This window comes from Flavobacterium ardleyense (assembly GCF_042686085.1).
In the GTDB taxonomy this organism is placed as follows: Bacteria; Bacteroidota; Bacteroidia; order Flavobacteriales; family Flavobacteriaceae; genus Flavobacterium; species Flavobacterium ardleyense.
On the sequence record NZ_JBHUOL010000021.1, the window covers coordinates 72,146 to 89,509 of the forward strand.

Below are 17,364 nucleotides of genomic sequence, written 5' to 3' on the forward strand. Positions count from 1 at the left end.
TCAAATATATCCTTCTGCTCCTTTTTCAGAAATTTTGATTGCGGGAACACCTAACATCACACTGTTTGCTGAAACGTCTGAATTTACGAGACTACACGCTCCAATTAAAACATTGGACTCAATAGCAATATTGCCAGCCACGACCGCATTTGCTCCAATATATACATTGTTTCCAATACTTGGCACACCTCTTTTATCGCCTACACCAGAAACGCCAATAGTAACTCCTTGAGAAATGTTGCAATTATCACCAATTTGGGTCTTTGCATTTAAAATGATTCCTCCAAAATGTCCGATATAAAATGAATGTCCTATTGCAGTCGAGGCGGGAATTGATATTCCGGTTGTAATTTCAATTCCCTTCTGCCCTATCAAACAAACAAACTGTAAAATTTGTTTTAAAATTGGAACTCGCATTTTATAAACTGCATGGGCTAAACGGTATTGGACAATAGCCCAAAACCCTTGTGTGAAAAATAAAATAGAAATAAAATTTCCACCATATTTTTTATATTTTTTATAATCTGATGCAATAAGACTCCAACACTTCATTTATTGATTTTTGTGTTTCAAAGAGTAAATATACAATTTAAGCTTAGAACAACTGTATTATTTTTTTTTGTAAAACTCATTTAATTCGTTGACCACTTCTTGCACTTCCAAAGCTAGATACCTACAAAATTCTTTTACTGTTAGTTTTTGATGTTTCTCTTTGTTGTATGCTTTTTTAATTAGCCTTACTAGTCTTCTGGCGTAACCTGGACTTACAATTAGAATGATTTCAACGTCTTTTGGTTTAATAATTAATCTTGCCATAATTTTTTAGTGATTTCCATTTCTGGTGTTTTTTATTCCATTATTCCACTAATTTAAATCAACTTTTTTATTTGACCTATTCCGGTATTTTTTCGGCATGTTGATAACTTTTTTTCAACACAAACAGCTTGTGTTGTTTTGTGTCGCTTTGTTGTTTAGGTTCGAATCCCTCTTCCTCACAGTTATTCAAAATGAATCAAAATCAGCTGTTTTTAATTTTTAAAATTGTTGAAAAGTAAATTTACTATTAGGGTTTTGATTCTACGTATTGGTTTTAGTTATGCTTGGGGTATGTATGGGGTTTGTATGGGTAAGCCTCCCCCAGCCCGTCCGAAGGAGGGGAGTAAGATCCAAAATTGTGGAAGTGGATTGGGTGGGATTCCTTCGGGATGACAAGAGCCTCCCCCAGCCCCTCCGAAGGAGGGGAGTAAGAACCAAAATTGGGGAAGTGGATTGGGTGAGATCCTTACAAGAGGACAAGTTTGGGAAGAAGTGGATTGGGTGGGGTTCCTACGGAATGACAAGTTTGTGGAAGTGGATTGGGTGAGATCCTTACAGGGTGACAAGTTTGAGGGGGAAGTGGTTTAGGCGGGGTTCCTATGGAATGACAAAGTTGGGCGTTTTAAATGGACAATGATGTGCTCATCTGGCTCATATCAACACTAACGGAACCACTTAGTTTTTTGATAATCAATAGTGTATTAGTTTTGGAATTGAATTAAGGCCTAGTTCAAAATTATTTTTTATTTTTTAAACTTTACATTTTAATTATCATGGCAAAACAAGAATCCTTTTTAAAAGTTACAGGTACGTTAGACGGCCTGACTTTTTACAAATCGATAGATGGACATTTGGTGCGTACCAAAGGTGGTGTCTCAAAAAGTAGAATTATGAATGATCCTGCTTTTATTCGTACCCGAGAGAATATTGCAGAATTTGGTTCTACTGCTCAATCGGGTAAATTATTACGTACTGCGATTGGTACTATGCTGCATCGTGCAAAAGATCCACGCGTGAGCAGTCGAATGTTGGGCATCTTGAGTAAGGTACGTAAGCTCGACGGCACTTCGGCTAGAGGTCAACGCATAGTGGGTGAAGGAATTTTAAATGTAGCTGGTAAGCAGTTGTTAAAAGGGTTCGATTTTAATAATCGTGCTGCTTTACAAGCTGTGTTTCATGCGCCTTATAGTTTGGATACTATTACAGGGATTGTTAGTATTCCAGACTTTGTTCCCTTAGAACATTTGAATGTTCCTGAAGGTGCTACTCATGTTTCTTTTCGCAGTGCGTTTATTAACTTGGATTTCACTACTGGGAAATTTGATACGCAGTATAGTCCTATTGAAAATGCAGTATTGGATATGAATACATATAGTATTACGTTGGCACCCGCATCGGTTCCTGTAGGAAGTGGTTCACAATTGTATTTGTTGCTAATTGAATTTTTTCAGGAAGTGAATGGCGTGCAGTATCCGCTTCGGAATGGGGCTTTTAATGTGCTGCATTTGGTTGATGTTGTTTAGTTTAAAGGGCTTTTTTTGTTGTCGGTTGTCTGTTGTCTGTTTTCTGTTGAAGTGGATTGTGGAAAGGTTGAAGTGGACTGGAGAAAGGTTGTCTGTTGTTTGTTTTCTGTTGAAGTGGATTGGGTGAGATACAAGAGCCTCCCCCAGCCCCTCCGAAGGAGGGGAGCAGGAACCAAAATTGTGGAAGTGGATTCCGTGAGATCCTTACAGGATGACAAGTTTGGGTGGAAATGGTTTGGGTGGGGTTCCTACGGAATGACAAGTTTGTGGAAGTGGTTTGCGTGAGATCCTTTCAGGATGAAAAGTTTGGGGAAGTTGATTGGGTGAGATCCTTGCAGGATGACAATTTTGTGGAAGCGGATTAGGTGGGACTCCTTCGGAATGAAAAGTTTTGGGAAGTGGTTTGGGTGGGATTTCTACGGAATGACGAGTTTGTGGAAGTGGGTTGGGTGAGATCCTTACAGGATGACAAGTTTGGGTGGAAGTGGTTTGTGGGTGGGGTTCCTCCGGAATGACAAGTTTGTGGAAGCGGATTAGGTGGAACTCCTTCGGAATGAAAAGTTTTGGGAAGTGGTTTGGGTGGGATTTCTACGGAATGACGAGTTTGAGTAAAGTTTATTAATGCACAATGCTAACCCCAACGTTTGTCATCCTGAAAGGATCTCACGCAAACTTTTTCCACAACGCTTATTGCTATAATAAGAGATTGCTTCGCCAGTTCGCTTACGCTCGTGTCCTGCGGAATGACAAGTTTGAGGAAAGAGCCTCCCTTAGCCCCTCCGAAGGAGGGAAATCAGATGAAGTGGATTGGGTGCGATCCTTACAGGATGACAAGTTTGGGGAAGTGGTTTGGGTGGGGCTCCTACGGAATGACAAGTTTGAGTGAAGTTTATTAATGCACAATGCTAACCCCAACGTTTGTCATCCTGAAAGGATCTCACGCAAACTTTTTCCACAACGCTTATTGCTATTATAAGAGATTGCTTCGCCAGTTCGCTTGCGCTTGTGTCCTACGGAATGACAAGTTTGGGTGAAGTGGTTTGGGTGGGATTATTCCCGAAGATTAAGGGAAATAACAAGTTTATAATAATACTTTTTATGTTTTAGTTTAAAATTATTACTTTTAGATTACTAATTTATTCCTGATTTATAATTGAACAGAAGCTAAACGTTAAAAAACAACAAAGTATGATCGAATACACTGAAGGGATTTACACTTTTTATGTTTATATTTTAACCAATAAAAATAGAACCGTATTGTATACAGGAGTAACCAATAATTTGAAATTACGTTTATGGCAACACGAAACAAAATTTAATCCAAAGAGTTTTACTGCACGATATAACAGTCATTATCTAATTTATTTTGAAAAATTTTCTTTGATTCAATTGGCTATCGAAAGAGAAAAATAAATTAAAAACTTATCAAGAGAGAAAAAAATAAACTTAATTAAGGAACTCAATCCTTCGTTAGAGTTTTGGAATGATAAATTCAAAAGATGAGTGTTGTGGGTTGTCTGTTGAAGTAGATTGGGTGAGATCCTTACAGGATGACAAGTTCGTGGAAGTGGTTTGGGTGAGATCCTTACAGGATGACAAGTTTGTGGAAGTAGATTGGGTGAGATCCTTACAGGATGACAAGTTTGGGGAAGTGGATTGGGTGGGATCCTTACAGGATGACAAGTTTGTGGAAGTGGATTGGGTGGTATCCTTACAGGATGACAAGTTTGTTGAAGTGGATTGGGTGAGATCCTTACAGGATGACAAGTTTGTGGAAGTTGATTGTGGAAGTTAGAGAAGGAAGTGGATTTATGACAATTTGAGACTGAAAACTGGACAATACCAACGAATTTTTTCAACGCAACACCTACACTCAATCTTGTCATCCCGACCCAAGGAGGGATCCCACATATAGGCAACAAAAAGTTGTTTGCGAAAGTCGACTGTGGAAGTAGATTGGGTGAGATCCTTACAGGGTTATATTAAACTTATATTTTATAAGGATTTACAGTGTTTTTAGTAAACCTCTGTTTTGACCCCTATAAAACAAGAGTATTATTCTAAATTTCGATTATTAATTATTCGCTTAATTTTTTTATTTAAATTAGATGTTTATCATGGTTCCATTTTTCCATTTGGGTAATGCGTCCTAAAAGTCCATGTAGTCTAGTAGTGTTATAGAAAATCACATATTTTTTTAGTATTAGCTCAATTTCTCCAAAAGTCCCATAATCAACTCATTTAAAAACTTCTTTTTTTACTATTCCGTGGTAGGCTTCAATATGTGCATTTTGTTATTGTGTAGCTACATGTGCAAATTCTTGCTGAACTCCTATTAATCCAAGGTATTCACGAACACTTTTAGCAATAAATTGACTTCCTTTGTCACTTCTTATAACAACACTTTTAGGGTATTGATATTCTGAAAATAAATCAGATAGAAATGTTATTACTTTATTCTGTTTTATTGAGAAAGCAAAGTAATCTTTTAATATTCTACGGGTATAAACGTCTATGATTGATAGTAAATAAGCGTTTTTACCTACACCAGGAATCCAAACCATCTTTATATCCATTTCTAAACATTCAAAAGGTTTAACAGTATTTACTATTCTATATTTTACAAATTTACGGCCCGAACCACTTCTGTTTATTCGGTTTTCTAATTTCAACAAACCCTCTTCTTTTATAATCCTGTACAACTTTTTATGATTAATTAAATAACCATCTCGTTGTAAGTAAGAAATCATTAGGCGGTATCCGCAGTCAATAAACTCATTACTTAAAATACCTTTAACAGAATCAATTACAATATCTTGACTCACCAGTCCTTTAGATTTAATATAAGTAAATTTACTAGGCTTATTTCCTTTTCTACCAAGGGTTGGTCTTCGGTAATAACTACTTTGAACAATACCTACCATAGCAATGATTTGGGCTTTACTAATCTTATGTTTACTAAAAATACGATCAACTAAATCTTTCTTGGATCGGATGTTCCAAACTTTTTTTTTAAAAGTTCACGACTGATTTCTAGTTCAATTTCCTTGTTAGCTAATAATTTGCGTAGAATTCTGTTTTCTTCCTCAGCTTGTTTTAGTTCTTTACTACTAGTGTCATAAGTTACTTTTAAACCAGCTTCCCCATGCTTCTCGTGTTTCTTCTTCCAACTATACAAAGTACCTGTGCTAAAACTGTATTTACGACAAGTTTCAACGATTCCTAACTCTTCTGAAAAGCATAGGATTTCTAGCTTTTCTTCTAAACTCCATTTCTTGTATTTCATATCTCAAATCTACTATTTGAAATTTAAAATATCACTCCGAACTTATAAGGGGCTAAAATAACATCTAGTCAACCAAAATTAAAAAATAGAGATTTAAAAACTTTTTATATTTATAAGAAAATTTTAGCTGTAATAATAAAAAGAGTATTCATGACTAAAGTAGTTTATCCTGGAAAAACCTTTCTAAAAGTTATTTTTTTAATATTTTTTTGCTCAGAATTATTATCCTCTTTGTAATATTGTAGGTAAAGTAATAAATATTTTCGTAAAAAAATATTGTATAATTTATTGTAGTCGACATTCCAATTTTCTCTATTAGCGTTATTTTTTAGGTAGGTAGTGTTTTTTGAAATATTCGTTTTTATTTGTTCTATCTCAAGGTATCTTTTCTTAAAGGAGTCTGTTTTAATTTTTAACTTAAAATCATCTTCGAAATGGATAACTGATCCTTCGTTTTTTTTATCAAAAATTGCATTTTTTGTTTTTAATTGAGGTGTTTTAAAAGATGTTTGTTCTTTGCTTTTTCTTCCTGTACTGTTTTCCATTATCCCCAATAAGTATAAATCTTCTTCTATACCATAATTGACTACAAATCTATTATTTGGATACACAATTTCAAATAAGTAAGTTCTATTGTGCTGCGTTAGTGTATCTAATTGCTTTGCATGTTTTTTATAGAATATTTCTGAAGCTACAACAGCTTGTCTAGATTTAAAACTTTGTCTGTTACAGAAAATAAGTTTCCCTTTATAAAAAAACATAATACCTAATGCTCCGTCTATTTTCTCATATATCTTAGCTTTATATTGTGAAGGTTTAAACTCATCATATAATTGATGCTCTTCAAAGAATTTTTTAAAGGGTCTTGCAATTATATTCCCATTTGTGTCTAATACAAGACCTCTACACCATAATGTTGTATCGTTCCAAAAATGGAATTGCTTGCATTTATCGGTATAATTATATAAGAAGATAGGATATACTGGATGTTTTACTTTCTTAACAATTTTTAATTGTTCTAGCAGTAATAATTCTTTTGGTGAAAATTTTGAAGGGCTGAGGTGGTTTAAAATACTCAACATTTTCCAATAGATTACTTTTTCTGCTTTTTGTCTATCATATAAATCATAGTTATCTATTTCTGAAAAATCAATTTTTCCCGTTTTTATAAGTTCACTACTTTCTATTTTGACTACAAAATAATAAACTCTTTTTGTAATTTTTCCAGTATTTGATAAATAGTTACAAATATGAGGTGTTTTATCAATTTGAGTTTCAGAGATTAAAACGCCTGTTTCTTCATAGGTTTCTCTAATAGCTGCATCAAGAATGGATTCATTTTTTTCTACCAAACCTTTTGGAATGGAATAGAAACCTTCTTCTAGTCCTTTGGGTTTGACTAAAAGTATTTTATCGTTGATGAAGATTGCTAAACCAGAACTTATAAGCATGTTAACCTAGCATGTTAAGATATCGATCTTTCCAATTCCACATCATAACATCTAAGTTGTTTTCTGTTTCGAAAGTTAAATCAATTTTAAAATCAATTTTTTGTTGTGGTTTTTCTTTATCCCAATCCTTATTCGTTAAAATTAAATCTACTTGTTCTTTTAACCAAAACTCTACACCCGCAGTATAATGAAAAACTGTTAATTTGGCTTTAATTTCATAAAGCTCTTTATCTCCATTTTTTAAGCACTCCCAAACCTGAATATTTGATAAATTTTGAATTTCAATTCCCATTTTTTGCATTAATAAGATTTGATTTAAGTTTGCGTTTTTTATACCTCTTATCAATTTATCTTTCATAGAAGACATTTCTTTGTACCAAGGAAACTTTATTTTTATTCTTAAATCGTTTTCGTATTGAATTACAAATCCTTCTAAGTTTGTTATGTTCAAGTTAGATAAATCTTCATAATTTTTTATGTGCCCGTATTGTGGAGTCAAATCTTTACACATTGGAAAACCTATATCGGGCACTGCTATTGCTTTACCTGTTTCTTTATCAATTACACCGATTAAATATAATTCTTCTTGATTGCCGTAATCTATTAAAATAGATGTTTCAGGATAGACCGCTTCAAATATATAGGTGTATTTTTTATTAAATTTACTAAAAGTATGACTGTATTTTTTATGTAAAATTTCGGTTGCTTTTTTTGCCTTCGGACTAGTAAATGATCTTTGGGTTGCTAGTGCAGGTGTATCCTTAATCCAGTACATTGTCGCCATTGAACCATCTACTTTTTCATAGATTCTGAATGGAACATTTGGTATTTTTTGCATTTTATTTTCACTTAACAATAATGTGTCTTCGGACATATATTGTCTGTAAGTCCAAAATTTTTCAAATGGTCTTTCTAAAATAGTTCCTTCTTTATCTACAATTAGTCCTCTACACATTTTAGTTAGTTCGTTCCAAACATTTGGTTTGTCAATACCTCCATTATAATATCCAAAAATATACAAGTCTTCATCTGGATGCTTTTCAAAACAAATATGTGTGTTTTTAGTTAACTCTAAAAGTTCGTTTAAATTAAGCTTCATGTAAAAGTCGATTAATATCGTAAATGATATATGTTTTATTGTAGTTTGTAATTCCAAGAATACTTAAAACTTCAAAAAGGATTATTTGAATACTATTATTAAATCCATCAATAATGTTATTATTGCTTAAACTTGAATTAAAAATAGAATTAGTATTATATGAATTGTAAATTTTTTTACAAATTTGCTCTAATTCTAAACCTGATTCATCTGTATATTCCCAATTTTTAATTGAATCTCCAAAATTTGAATTGAGTGTTTCGAATTGGGCTAAATATAGGTTTTCAAGATCATTAACTACTTTGTAACTTTGCAGTTCTAAATCATTCCAATTTGTATTAGAAGTTTCGTAAGACATGGAAAGCCATTCTTCAAAGAGTAAGTTGGTTATTTTTTTAACAATGTCTTTATTTGGAAATAAAGCTTGAAGTATCTCAATAGAAAAGAATATCCCTAATGACAATCTATATCCTTCTGATAGTTCTTCGTTTTCGTTTAGCTTTAATTCTAAAATGTATTGAGAAAAAATTAATTGAAGCTCTTTAGTAAATGATGTGTCTGTTAGTAAATCATTAATTTGTTGCGTCTTATTATGATAAGGATATTTTGGTTTTAAATTATTATAAAGCTCTGTATTTGAAGTAAAAATTTGATTTAATGTTGGGATGATATGATTCTTAATTATTTCATTTTCTGTCCAAATAGTAATTAAATATTGATTATCATTTAATAGTTTAAATGTAAATTTAATTTTATGCGTAATTGCTTTTAATTTACCTAGTAAATGTATTAGAAAGAGCGATATGAAGTCATCATAGGTAAATCCAGTTTCAATTAGTAATGAAAATTCATTCTCAACAATATTATTTAGAATATCATTTTCAGAATAAAATGTTACAGGACCTCCTAGACTTTCTAAAATTGATTTTACTTCTACTAAAAATAAAGTGCTATTTGAAAAACTATCTTCTAATTTAATGATTTGATTTGAATTACCTAAATGGTTTTTAAGTAGTCCATTTATTTTACCTACTATTTTATTTTTAAGGATAAAGATTGATACTTTACTATGGGCATTTTCAAACTCACTTATTAAACTAGATAATTTAAATAGTTTTTTATAAGTATTACTTGGTTCCAATGATAATAATGAAGCACTTATTACTTCATACATTTGTTGTAGTTTTTCTCCAATTGAATTCGTGTCTCTTAATATTTTTCCCTTCGAAATACTATTAAACAAATCGTGTTCTTGTATAAAATCTATATGTTTTTCTGTAAAAAATAATATTGATTTAGGTAAAAAAATTACTTCAACATCATATCCTTTATTGTTAAAATGCTCAAATGTAAAATAATCATATATTTCATTAATTATTATGACTTGGATGGATTTGACGTAATTATTGTTTATCGATTTAGTTAAGTATGCAGTAGTTGCACTCTGAAAATTCTCATTGATTATATCTATAGCTATATGTAGTGGTTTATTCTTCATAAAATTATTCAGCTTTTTTTTCTTCTTTTGGAATGATTTCAGTATTTCTTTTTCGGTCAAAAGCATGTTTGATTTTTTCAAATACTCTTGATATTAATTTTTTATTTTCAGTAATTATCTCCGCTTGACCTGTCATTTCTTTACTAAAATTAAGTTTATAACCACTATTACTAACTAATCCATTTGGTATTTCGATATTTACTAAATGTAAATTTTGAGTAGGAATCAATGAAATAGATTTTATTGAACCTTCCAGATTTCCAAATTCTTGATAAGGATAAGCGTCTAATTTTATAATAACTTTTTGATTATTTTTCACTTTTCCTGCACCACTAATTGGCATTAAAGCTTGACCAATTATTTTATTGTTTGCAGGGAGAATACTAAAAATAGGTTCTCCTTGATTTACAAATTCACCATTTGAGATAAATCGAAGTAATTCAAAACTTCCATCAAATGGAGCTTTGAAAGTATAATTAGACTCCCAATCATGAATTGCTATTAATATATTTTGATAATTAGTAAACAAACTAATAATTAATTGATCATAAGTTTGATTTTTCTCTACATTGAGACTAATTGATTTGTTTAAGTATGATATAATTGTTTGTCTATCTTTTATTATAGAATTCTCTAGTGAAGCTTTATCGTCCTTTTCTTTTAAAAGTTGTTTTCTTGATAATTCAAACTCTGATTTTATTAGTGCTCCTTTACTTAATAAGATAGAATCTACTTTGTTTTTTTCTTTAGAAATTTCAATGTTTTCATTTTTATACGTTATAATTTCATTACTTTTTGATATCGATTCCTTTATTTTCGTTAATTGATTGTTTAATGATTCTATTTCAATATCATAAACATTATTCCTTTTGTACTGATTTAACTCATACAATGTTTTAAGAAATTTGAAATAATATTCTTGAATATTTCCGATATTATAACTTAATGCAAAAGTATAATCCTCATAGTCAGGAATGGTTTTAAAATTAAAATTTCCTAAAGAATCTTTTAATATTTTAATTTGCTCTTCATTTGCACTATTTTCTATTATGGCAATATATTCATCTTTTGAAACATTGTTATTTATATTATCAGCTATTAATTTTATTTTACCATTTATTTTTGCAACCAATGTTATAGGTGGTTTTTTAGCCGTAACTTTAACTTCTGCAAAAACTATATCAGGTGACTCAATGACTAAACCAAACGCCAACATTGCAATTATAATTAAGGCCAAAAAATAAAACAAATAATAATTTACTTTTGTTGGAAATCTATCAATAATATCTCTAAATTCCTCAGAGTATTTTTTTAATTTTTGTTCTTCTTGTTCCATTTAATTATTGAGTGAATTGGTCTTTAAATAGGTTATAGTAAATACCCTCTGTTTTTTTAACTAGTTCTTTATGGCTTCCTAATTCTACAATTCTTCCGTTATCCATCACTACTATTTGATTTGCATTCATTATAGTACCTAATCTATGAGCTGCAATTATTACCGTTTTATTTTCAAATTCATTCATTAAATTTTCCATTACTATTTTCTCATTTTTAGAATCTAGATTGTTTGTTGCTTCATCTAGGAAAAAGTAGTCAGGATTTTTATATACAGCTCTTGCAATTAGAATTCGTTGTTTTTGACCTTCACTTAAACCAATACCATTTTCTCCAAGTAATGTGTTAAAACCTAATGGTAATTGCGTTATTTCGTACTCAATATTTGCTATTTTAATTGCTTTCAAAAATTTTTCCTCTTCAAATTCATTTTGTCCTAAAACAACATTATTTAATATTGAATCTTTAAAAAGTTTTGTTTCTTGAGTAACAACTCCTATTTTATCTCTCCAATCTTTTAAAACAATATTCTCAATATTTTGTCCGCCAACATATAATTTTCCACTCACAGGATTATAAATTCTAGATAAAATTTTTATTAAAGTAGATTTTCCACTACCACTTGAACCAACTATTGCAGTTATTTTTCCTTCAGGTATAAATAAAGAAAGGTTTTTTAAGATTACATTTGAGCCTTTACCAAATTGAAAGCTAATATTTTCTGCAAGTATTGACCTTTCTTTTGGAAAAAAATATTTAGTATCTTCTGTGAGTGTTATATCTTCTTCTTTTGGAATTCTATCAACTTCTCCCATTCTTTGATAACTAATCATTGCCATTTGATAGGATCTAATAAAAGCAACAATTTCGTTAATAGGGTTTTTCAATTGACCAATTATAAATTGTACTGCTACAAGCATTCCGATCGTCATTTCTCCATTAATGACTAAATAGGCTGATAAAAAAGTCAAGCCTACATCTCGAAGTGTATTTATTAAGTTAGAGCCAAGTTGTTCACTTTGATTTATTCCTAATAATTTAATACTAACATTATATAATTTAACCTGTACTTTCTCCCATTTCCAACGCTTCCCTTGTTCATAATTATTATTTTTTATATCCTGAATATTATTTATCATTTCTATCCAATGACTATGATTAAGAGCTATTAGACTATAATATTGAAAATCCATTTTTTTTCTAATATTCCAGAATAGTAAAATCCATAATACATACAAAGCACTTCCTATAATAAAAATATAAAATAATTTAGGTTCATAAATTATTAGAATAGTTGAAAATACTGTTAAATTAAGTATAGCTAATATAATAGTGAAAGCTGAATTTAACATAAAAGTCTCAATTCTCTCATAATCCATTACTCTTTGAAGAATATCTCCAATTAGTTTATTCTCAAAGAAACTAACAGGTAATTTTAAAAGTTTTATAATGTAATTAGAGAGAAGGGAAACTTTAATTCTTGAAGCAATATGAGTATTAATAGAGGTCCTAATCCAATTGCCGATACTAGTACTTATTATTAATACAATATTTGCTAATAGGAGCACTTGAATAAAATTAATATCTTTTGTAGAAATTCCAATGTCTACAATAGACTGTGTTAATATTGGAAAAACTGATTGTAACAATGTAATAAATAGCATTGTTAAAAAAAGTTGCAGTACCTGACTTTTGTACGGTTTTAAATGAGATGTTAAGTAGCTTAATAAATTATATCCAGATGTCTTTTCAGACATATTTTTATTTTCCTTAAAACTATCTGTAGGTTCTAAAGCAATTAATTTTCCTTTTCTCCATGCATTAGGTTCTCTTAAATGTGCCAACCAACCATTCACAAACTCTTTTTTTGAATATGTGATTAGTCCTATTTCAGGATCAGAAACATAGACTTTATATTTTTTTACTTTGTAAACGACAATAAAGTGTTTTTTTCTCCAATGCACAATACATGGCAATGGAACTTCTTGGTGCAATTGTTTGTAGGAACAATTTACAGGTAGTGTTTTAAACCCAATTGATTCTGCTGCTTTGCAAAGTAAATGAATTGAAGTTCCTTCTTTGTTAACTCCGCATCGATCTCTTAGGAAATCAAGATTAAAGTATTTACCATAATATTTTGATATTATTTGAAGGGATGCTGGACCACAATCTTTAGTATCTAGTTGTTTGTAGAAAGGAAACCTTTTAAGATTCATTGTTTAATATTTTTTTCACAATAGTAATTATATAAGGTTTTTGATAATCTTTAATTTCAAATATATTGAAAATTGAATTTGTCACCCCATAAATAATTGAGACATCCTCCTTTGAAATTAAACAAGAAACTTTATTTAGTTGATTTTTTAAATTTTCAAACTCTTTTGGAATGATATCATTTGTATTCTCAATGCTTTTTTTATATAATATTACTTCTTTGCTTGAAATTGAAATTTTTTTATTGTAATATTTATTTTTTAATTCAATAAGAAAGCTCAATGATTTATCAAGATTACCTGTATTATTTAATAAAATTGATTTTCCCGCAAAAATATAAATTAAATTTTCAATTACAACATTTGAGTTTAATTTTTTTAAAACATCAAAAAATATATAAAATACTATTCCATTTTCTTTTTTAATAGCATTAATTAATAAAAATAGTTTTTCAAGCTCAATAAAAATATTATTATCCGAGACACCTATATGAGTTTTCATATCCATTTGATATGGAAATATGATTTTTGAATCATTTTCAATTATATCATCATCATTAAAAAAAGTTTCCCGTAATTGAGGTATTAATAAGTCTCTAAGTATTTCTTTTTTTTCAAGAATAACATAATAATTCCCTTCATTATTAATATTGTACTTGTCAATTGAAAAACAATAATAATTGATTGATTTGTTTCTTAAGAAACGCTCAATTTTATTTATTATTTTAGAGTTGTTTTCGACAAATATAATCATTCTATCTTCGTATATTTTCGACAAAACTAAATTGTTACTATAATAATTTTTATACCAAATATTGTTTAAATTTAATATTTTCTCTAGTTCATTAATAATTATTGAAACATTTTGTAATTGCATTAGTTTTTTCTTGAGTTTGTATAGTTTTTCAACTAAAGAAAGGTCTAAATCTATGATTTTATTAACTAAGTGCTTTGAACTATCAATATTACAAATTCCAAAATCTAAAAGCCTTCTTGTATAAATGTTTTCAGAAACTTTATTAAAATATATTTCAGCTTCATAAATATTTTTTGACTTAGACATTTTGCCAATAAAAAAAGATATATTTTTTTCTATTTGATTTTTCCATAAAAATTTGTTTTCAGAAATTACAGCCTTTTTAATCTGCGAAATTATTTTTTTTAAAACACCATCTTTATCAGATATTACTCTGCCTTTTGTAAAAATATCAATATAAACCTTTATGAATTTATCTTTTTCTAAATATGCATTAATCTCATAAAGTGGAACAATCATAACATCAAATGATTGATTCTTAAAATAATAAGTTTCTTTAGTAAAAGCGTTAAAATGACTAGAGATTATCAAAATGTCTATATCAGAATTTTCATTATATCCTTCTATATTACTTCCAAAAAGAAGTATATTTGCCTCATTTTTAAAATTTTCTTTTAAAAATGTATTAATTAACTTTTCTTTAATATCTAATTTACCCATGAAATTGTCTAAAGTATTTGTAGTTTTATTCATATTTGTAGTAACTGAAATTTATAGTCAAAAAGAAATTTCTATTGAAGAAATTTTAGAAACTTTAATTTATAATACTGATGAGTACAATACTATACAAAAAAATAGCATTATACAAAATGAAGGCTATAATATTATCAACAATAATTTTTTGCCCAAATTGTCATTAGAGCTGAACGTTCCTAATTATGATCATTCTATAAATGTTATAACACAGCCAAATGGAGATAATGTATTTATTGATAGAAAACAAGCAAATTCATCTGTAGTTCTTGATATAAGCCAACCCATTTTTTTTAGCGGTGGCTATTTTAATATAAAAAGTTCATTAAACAGAGTTGACTTACTAACCAGAAGTCAAGTGGAGTATTCTAGTAATTGGTTTAATATAGGACTTATTCAGCCTATAAATGGTTATAATCAATTTAAATGGATGAAAAAAATAAACGAATCTAACTATAGCTTCAATCAAATGGAACAGAAAAGAGCTATTGAAGATTTAAAAATAGAACTTATTGAACGATATTTTGATATTCTAGTGCTACAATTAAAAACAGAACTAACAACTAAAAATATAAATTTAAAGGAAGAGAAAATAAAAAACTTAAAATCTTTATACGAAAACGAAAGAATTTTAGAAGCAGACCTATTGCAAGAAAAAATCTCTTTAAACCAGTTAAAGATTGGTTTAGAACAACAAAATAATCAATATGACGCGGAAAAAAATAAATTTAAGAATATTTTAAATTTTAATAGTTCGACTTTTACATTATTAAAACCAGAAGATTTTGGCTTTTTAGAATTTGATATAAATTTTCTAAAAGAGCGGATTAAAAAATATGGGATTGATATTTATTTTGAGACAAAACTTCTTGAAGCAGAAAGAGATTATAAAAAAGCAAAAAGCGAAAGAGGTATTCAAATTAATTTACAGTTAGCTTATGGAGCAAATAGTGTAAATAATTCTTTAGATGGTTTATATGAAATACCATCTAAAAGAGAGTTTGCCAATTTAAATGTAAAAATACCTATTTTAAATTGGAATGAAAATAAAAGGAAAATGATTATTGCAAAAGAAAATAAAGAAATTTTAGATAATAATTTAAAAATCACTTCCGAAGATTTAGATTTGAGAGTAATTCAAACAGTTAACTACATGAATTCATTAAAAAATCAGAATGATATTTTTTTGCAAAATTTAGAATTGATGCAAAAAAACTTAGAAGTAGTGAAAAATTTATATGAATTTAATAGAATAACATTGTCTGATTTTGATTACCAACTTTTCAATGAAGAAACAATAAAAGTGGATTATTTAAACAACCTAAAATCTATTTGGTTAAATAGATATCAATTGAGAAAACTTACTTTGTATGATTTTTATGAACAAAAAATAATAAATTAAATTTTATTATTCTATTAAAAAAGTTATTTTTGCTAAAAAAATAATTAAATGAAAAAATTAAATCTAAAGGAACTGGAACTTAAATTACCAAAAATTGATGAGAATTATTCAAAAATTTTGCTCGGAGGAAGTTATGATGATGCTTATGGTGGTTATGATTTAAAAACACCATATTTTGACCTTGATCCAAATCCACTTGATTATGACAATTCACTTGATTTAGATGTTAGTCATGATGGTTATCAAGATGATGGTAGCTACCAAGATGAAGGACAAACTGGAGGAAACAACACAGGCTCAGGGAGCAGTACAGTGCCTGTTTTTACAGTCCCTGCTACGTTGTTAGATGGCATGAATTTAAGTAACAATACACTTTATATTAACACACCAGCAGGTGAATTTACTGATCAACTAAATTTTGTATTACAATCGAATTCAGTCATTGAAAGTGTTTTGAAAAATGTAAATTTACGTCAAGTAGCTTTGACGATCGGGCTTCAAAATATGTCTTCTGGTACAGGAGCTGCTACCCATGATTACTTATACCCAAATTATGTGATTAACTTTAATTCAAATTTTGCTCAACAAGACGGATGGCAATGGGCCCCTTCAGGAACAACAGATGGATTTGATTTAAGTTTTATTGCAAATATGGGTGGTATAACTGAAAACATGAGAGAAGTCATGTATTTAACGCATGTAACCCTTCATGAATCTATGCACTTGAAACATTATAATAACCTTGCTAATGCATTAGAACATATAGGTGCAGATCCTTCTAATATGATGGCAAATGTTACGAGTGATCAACTAGGTTTAGCAAGAGGATGGCTTTTAAATAATGGTTATACTCAAGATTTTGTTGATATTTTTATAACAACTACCCCTAATGCTTCTGGCAATGGATCAACATTCTCACATAATCAAAATGCCGCAGCTGCTTCTCATCTATTTATGGAAGATAGTATTGAAATACAACAAGTTTTTAATAATGCTGTTTTTGAGGTTTTAGAAGATATGCTACAATTACAAAACACCAAAAATAATATGGAATCTTGGTTACAGGAACTTCAAAATAATGCACAACAATATGGAGATGAAACTAATACTGATGGAAGTACTCCAAATGGTCCAAACTGGCCACAGTTATACCAAAATCAGTTAGATCAATATGATTTATTTATTGAACAGTATGGCCATTTATTTGGTCAATAAAAAGCATGCCCAAAAG

Annotated in this window: 14 protein-coding genes; 4 read left to right on the plus strand and 10 right to left on the minus strand. The window is 29.3% G+C overall.

The window, feature by feature from the left end; translation table 11 throughout:
• Positions 1–552: a serine O-acetyltransferase gene (locus tag ACFSX9_RS13500; protein ID WP_379808556.1), complete on the minus strand. Its 552-nt coding sequence runs from the start codon at positions 550–552 to the stop codon at positions 1–3.
• Positions 553–609: 57 nt separating this feature from the next.
• Positions 610–816 carry a hypothetical protein gene (locus ACFSX9_RS13505; RefSeq protein ID WP_379808558.1) on the minus strand — a complete coding sequence of 69 codons (207 nt, stop codon included), beginning with the start codon at positions 814–816 and terminating at the stop codon, positions 610–612.
• 773 nt (positions 817–1,589) lie between these two features.
• Between ACFSX9_RS13505 and ACFSX9_RS13510 the strand changes: the two genes are divergently transcribed.
• Together ACFSX9_RS13510 and ACFSX9_RS13515 are read left to right on the plus strand one after the other, a co-directional pair.
• A complete protein-coding gene (locus ACFSX9_RS13510; protein ID WP_379808560.1) occupies positions 1,590–2,339 on the plus strand; it encodes a hypothetical protein in 750 nt (249 codons plus the stop codon).
• 1,188 nt (positions 2,340–3,527) lie between these two features.
• On the plus strand, positions 3,528–3,752 hold the full coding sequence (locus ACFSX9_RS13515; protein WP_379808562.1) for a GIY-YIG nuclease family protein: 225 nt from the start codon (positions 3,528–3,530) through the stop codon (positions 3,750–3,752).
• An 881-nt stretch (positions 3,753–4,633) separates the two neighbouring features.
• Here the strand turns inward: ACFSX9_RS13515 and ACFSX9_RS13520 are convergent.
• The 8 genes from ACFSX9_RS13520 to ACFSX9_RS13555 form a co-directional block, all read right to left on the minus strand.
• Positions 4,634–5,263: a DDE-type integrase/transposase/recombinase gene (locus tag ACFSX9_RS13520; RefSeq protein ID WP_379808564.1), complete on the minus strand. Its 630-nt coding sequence runs from the start codon at positions 5,261–5,263 to the stop codon at positions 4,634–4,636.
• A gap of 50 nt (positions 5,264–5,313) precedes the next feature.
• Positions 5,314–5,625: a transposase gene (locus tag ACFSX9_RS13525; protein ID WP_379808566.1), complete on the minus strand. Its 312-nt coding sequence runs from the start codon at positions 5,623–5,625 to the stop codon at positions 5,314–5,316.
• A gap of 164 nt (positions 5,626–5,789) precedes the next feature.
• On the minus strand, positions 5,790–7,076 hold the full coding sequence (locus ACFSX9_RS13530; protein WP_379808568.1) for an NUDIX domain-containing protein: 1,287 nt from the start codon (positions 7,074–7,076) through the stop codon (positions 5,790–5,792).
• 1 nt (position 7,077) lies between these two features.
• The gene (locus tag ACFSX9_RS13535; protein WP_379808570.1) at positions 7,078–8,175 is read right to left on the minus strand and encodes an RNA ligase; all 1,098 of its coding nucleotides are present in this window, start codon (positions 8,173–8,175) and stop codon (positions 7,078–7,080) included.
• Entirely contained in the window at positions 8,165–9,673 is a 1,509-nt protein-coding gene (locus ACFSX9_RS13540) for a hypothetical protein (protein ID WP_379808572.1), read from the minus strand. Before ACFSX9_RS13540 ends, ACFSX9_RS13535 begins: the two co-directional genes overlap by 11 nt.
• A 4-nt stretch (positions 9,674–9,677) precedes the next feature.
• On the minus strand, positions 9,678–11,009 hold the full coding sequence (locus ACFSX9_RS13545; protein WP_379808574.1) for an HlyD family efflux transporter periplasmic adaptor subunit: 1,332 nt from the start codon (positions 11,007–11,009) through the stop codon (positions 9,678–9,680).
• 4 nt (positions 11,010–11,013) lie between these two features.
• Positions 11,014–13,224, minus strand: coding sequence for a peptidase domain-containing ABC transporter (locus ACFSX9_RS13550; RefSeq protein ID WP_379808576.1), 2,211 nt, complete (start codon positions 13,222–13,224; stop codon positions 11,014–11,016).
• The gene (locus ACFSX9_RS13555) at positions 13,214–14,731 is read right to left on the minus strand and encodes a nucleotidyltransferase domain-containing protein (RefSeq protein WP_379808578.1); all 1,518 of its coding nucleotides are present in this window, start codon (positions 14,729–14,731) and stop codon (positions 13,214–13,216) included. Before ACFSX9_RS13555 ends, ACFSX9_RS13550 begins: the two co-directional genes overlap by 11 nt.
• On the opposite strand from ACFSX9_RS13555, the gene ACFSX9_RS13560 reads away from it, so the two are divergent.
• Both ACFSX9_RS13560 and ACFSX9_RS13565 read left to right on the plus strand, forming a co-directional pair.
• The gene (locus ACFSX9_RS13560; RefSeq protein WP_379808580.1) at positions 14,703–16,133 is read left to right on the plus strand and encodes a TolC family protein; all 1,431 of its coding nucleotides are present in this window, start codon (positions 14,703–14,705) and stop codon (positions 16,131–16,133) included. The two genes, ACFSX9_RS13555 and ACFSX9_RS13560, sit on opposite strands and share 29 nt — an antisense overlap.
• 48 nt (positions 16,134–16,181) lie before the next feature.
• Entirely contained in the window at positions 16,182–17,348 is a 1,167-nt protein-coding gene (locus ACFSX9_RS13565; RefSeq protein ID WP_379808582.1) for a hypothetical protein, read from the plus strand.
• Positions 17,349–17,364 lie beyond the last annotated feature (16 nt).

Coding starts and splice junctions, on each gene's coding strand:
- ACFSX9_RS13545 (WP_379808574.1), bottom strand. CDS start 11,009: ATGGAACAAGAAGAACAAAAATTAAAAAAATACTCTGAGGAATTTAGA.
- ACFSX9_RS13510 (WP_379808560.1), top strand. CDS start 1,590: ATGGCAAAACAAGAATCCTTTTTAAAAGTTACAGGTACGTTAGACGGC.
- ACFSX9_RS13550 (WP_379808576.1), bottom strand. CDS start 13,224: ATGAATCTTAAAAGGTTTCCTTTCTACAAACAACTAGATACTAAAGAT.
- ACFSX9_RS13540 (WP_379808572.1), bottom strand. CDS start 9,673: ATGAAGAATAAACCACTACATATAGCTATAGATATAATCAATGAGAAT.
- ACFSX9_RS13515 (WP_379808562.1), top strand. CDS start 3,528: ATGATCGAATACACTGAAGGGATTTACACTTTTTATGTTTATATTTTA.
- ACFSX9_RS13530 (WP_379808568.1), bottom strand. CDS start 7,076: ATGCTTATAAGTTCTGGTTTAGCAATCTTCATCAACGATAAAATACTT.
- ACFSX9_RS13535 (WP_379808570.1), bottom strand. CDS start 8,175: ATGAAGCTTAATTTAAACGAACTTTTAGAGTTAACTAAAAACACACAT.
- ACFSX9_RS13555 (WP_379808578.1), bottom strand. CDS start 14,731: ATGAATAAAACTACAAATACTTTAGACAATTTCATGGGTAAATTAGAT.
- ACFSX9_RS13520 (WP_379808564.1), bottom strand. CDS start 5,263: ATGGTAGGTATTGTTCAAAGTAGTTATTACCGAAGACCAACCCTTGGT.
- ACFSX9_RS13525 (WP_379808566.1), bottom strand. CDS start 5,625: ATGAAATACAAGAAATGGAGTTTAGAAGAAAAGCTAGAAATCCTATGC.
- ACFSX9_RS13500 (WP_379808556.1), bottom strand. CDS start 552: ATGAAGTGTTGGAGTCTTATTGCATCAGATTATAAAAAATATAAAAAA.
- ACFSX9_RS13505 (WP_379808558.1), bottom strand. CDS start 816: ATGGCAAGATTAATTATTAAACCAAAAGACGTTGAAATCATTCTAATT.
- ACFSX9_RS13565 (WP_379808582.1), top strand. CDS start 16,182: ATGAAAAAATTAAATCTAAAGGAACTGGAACTTAAATTACCAAAAATT.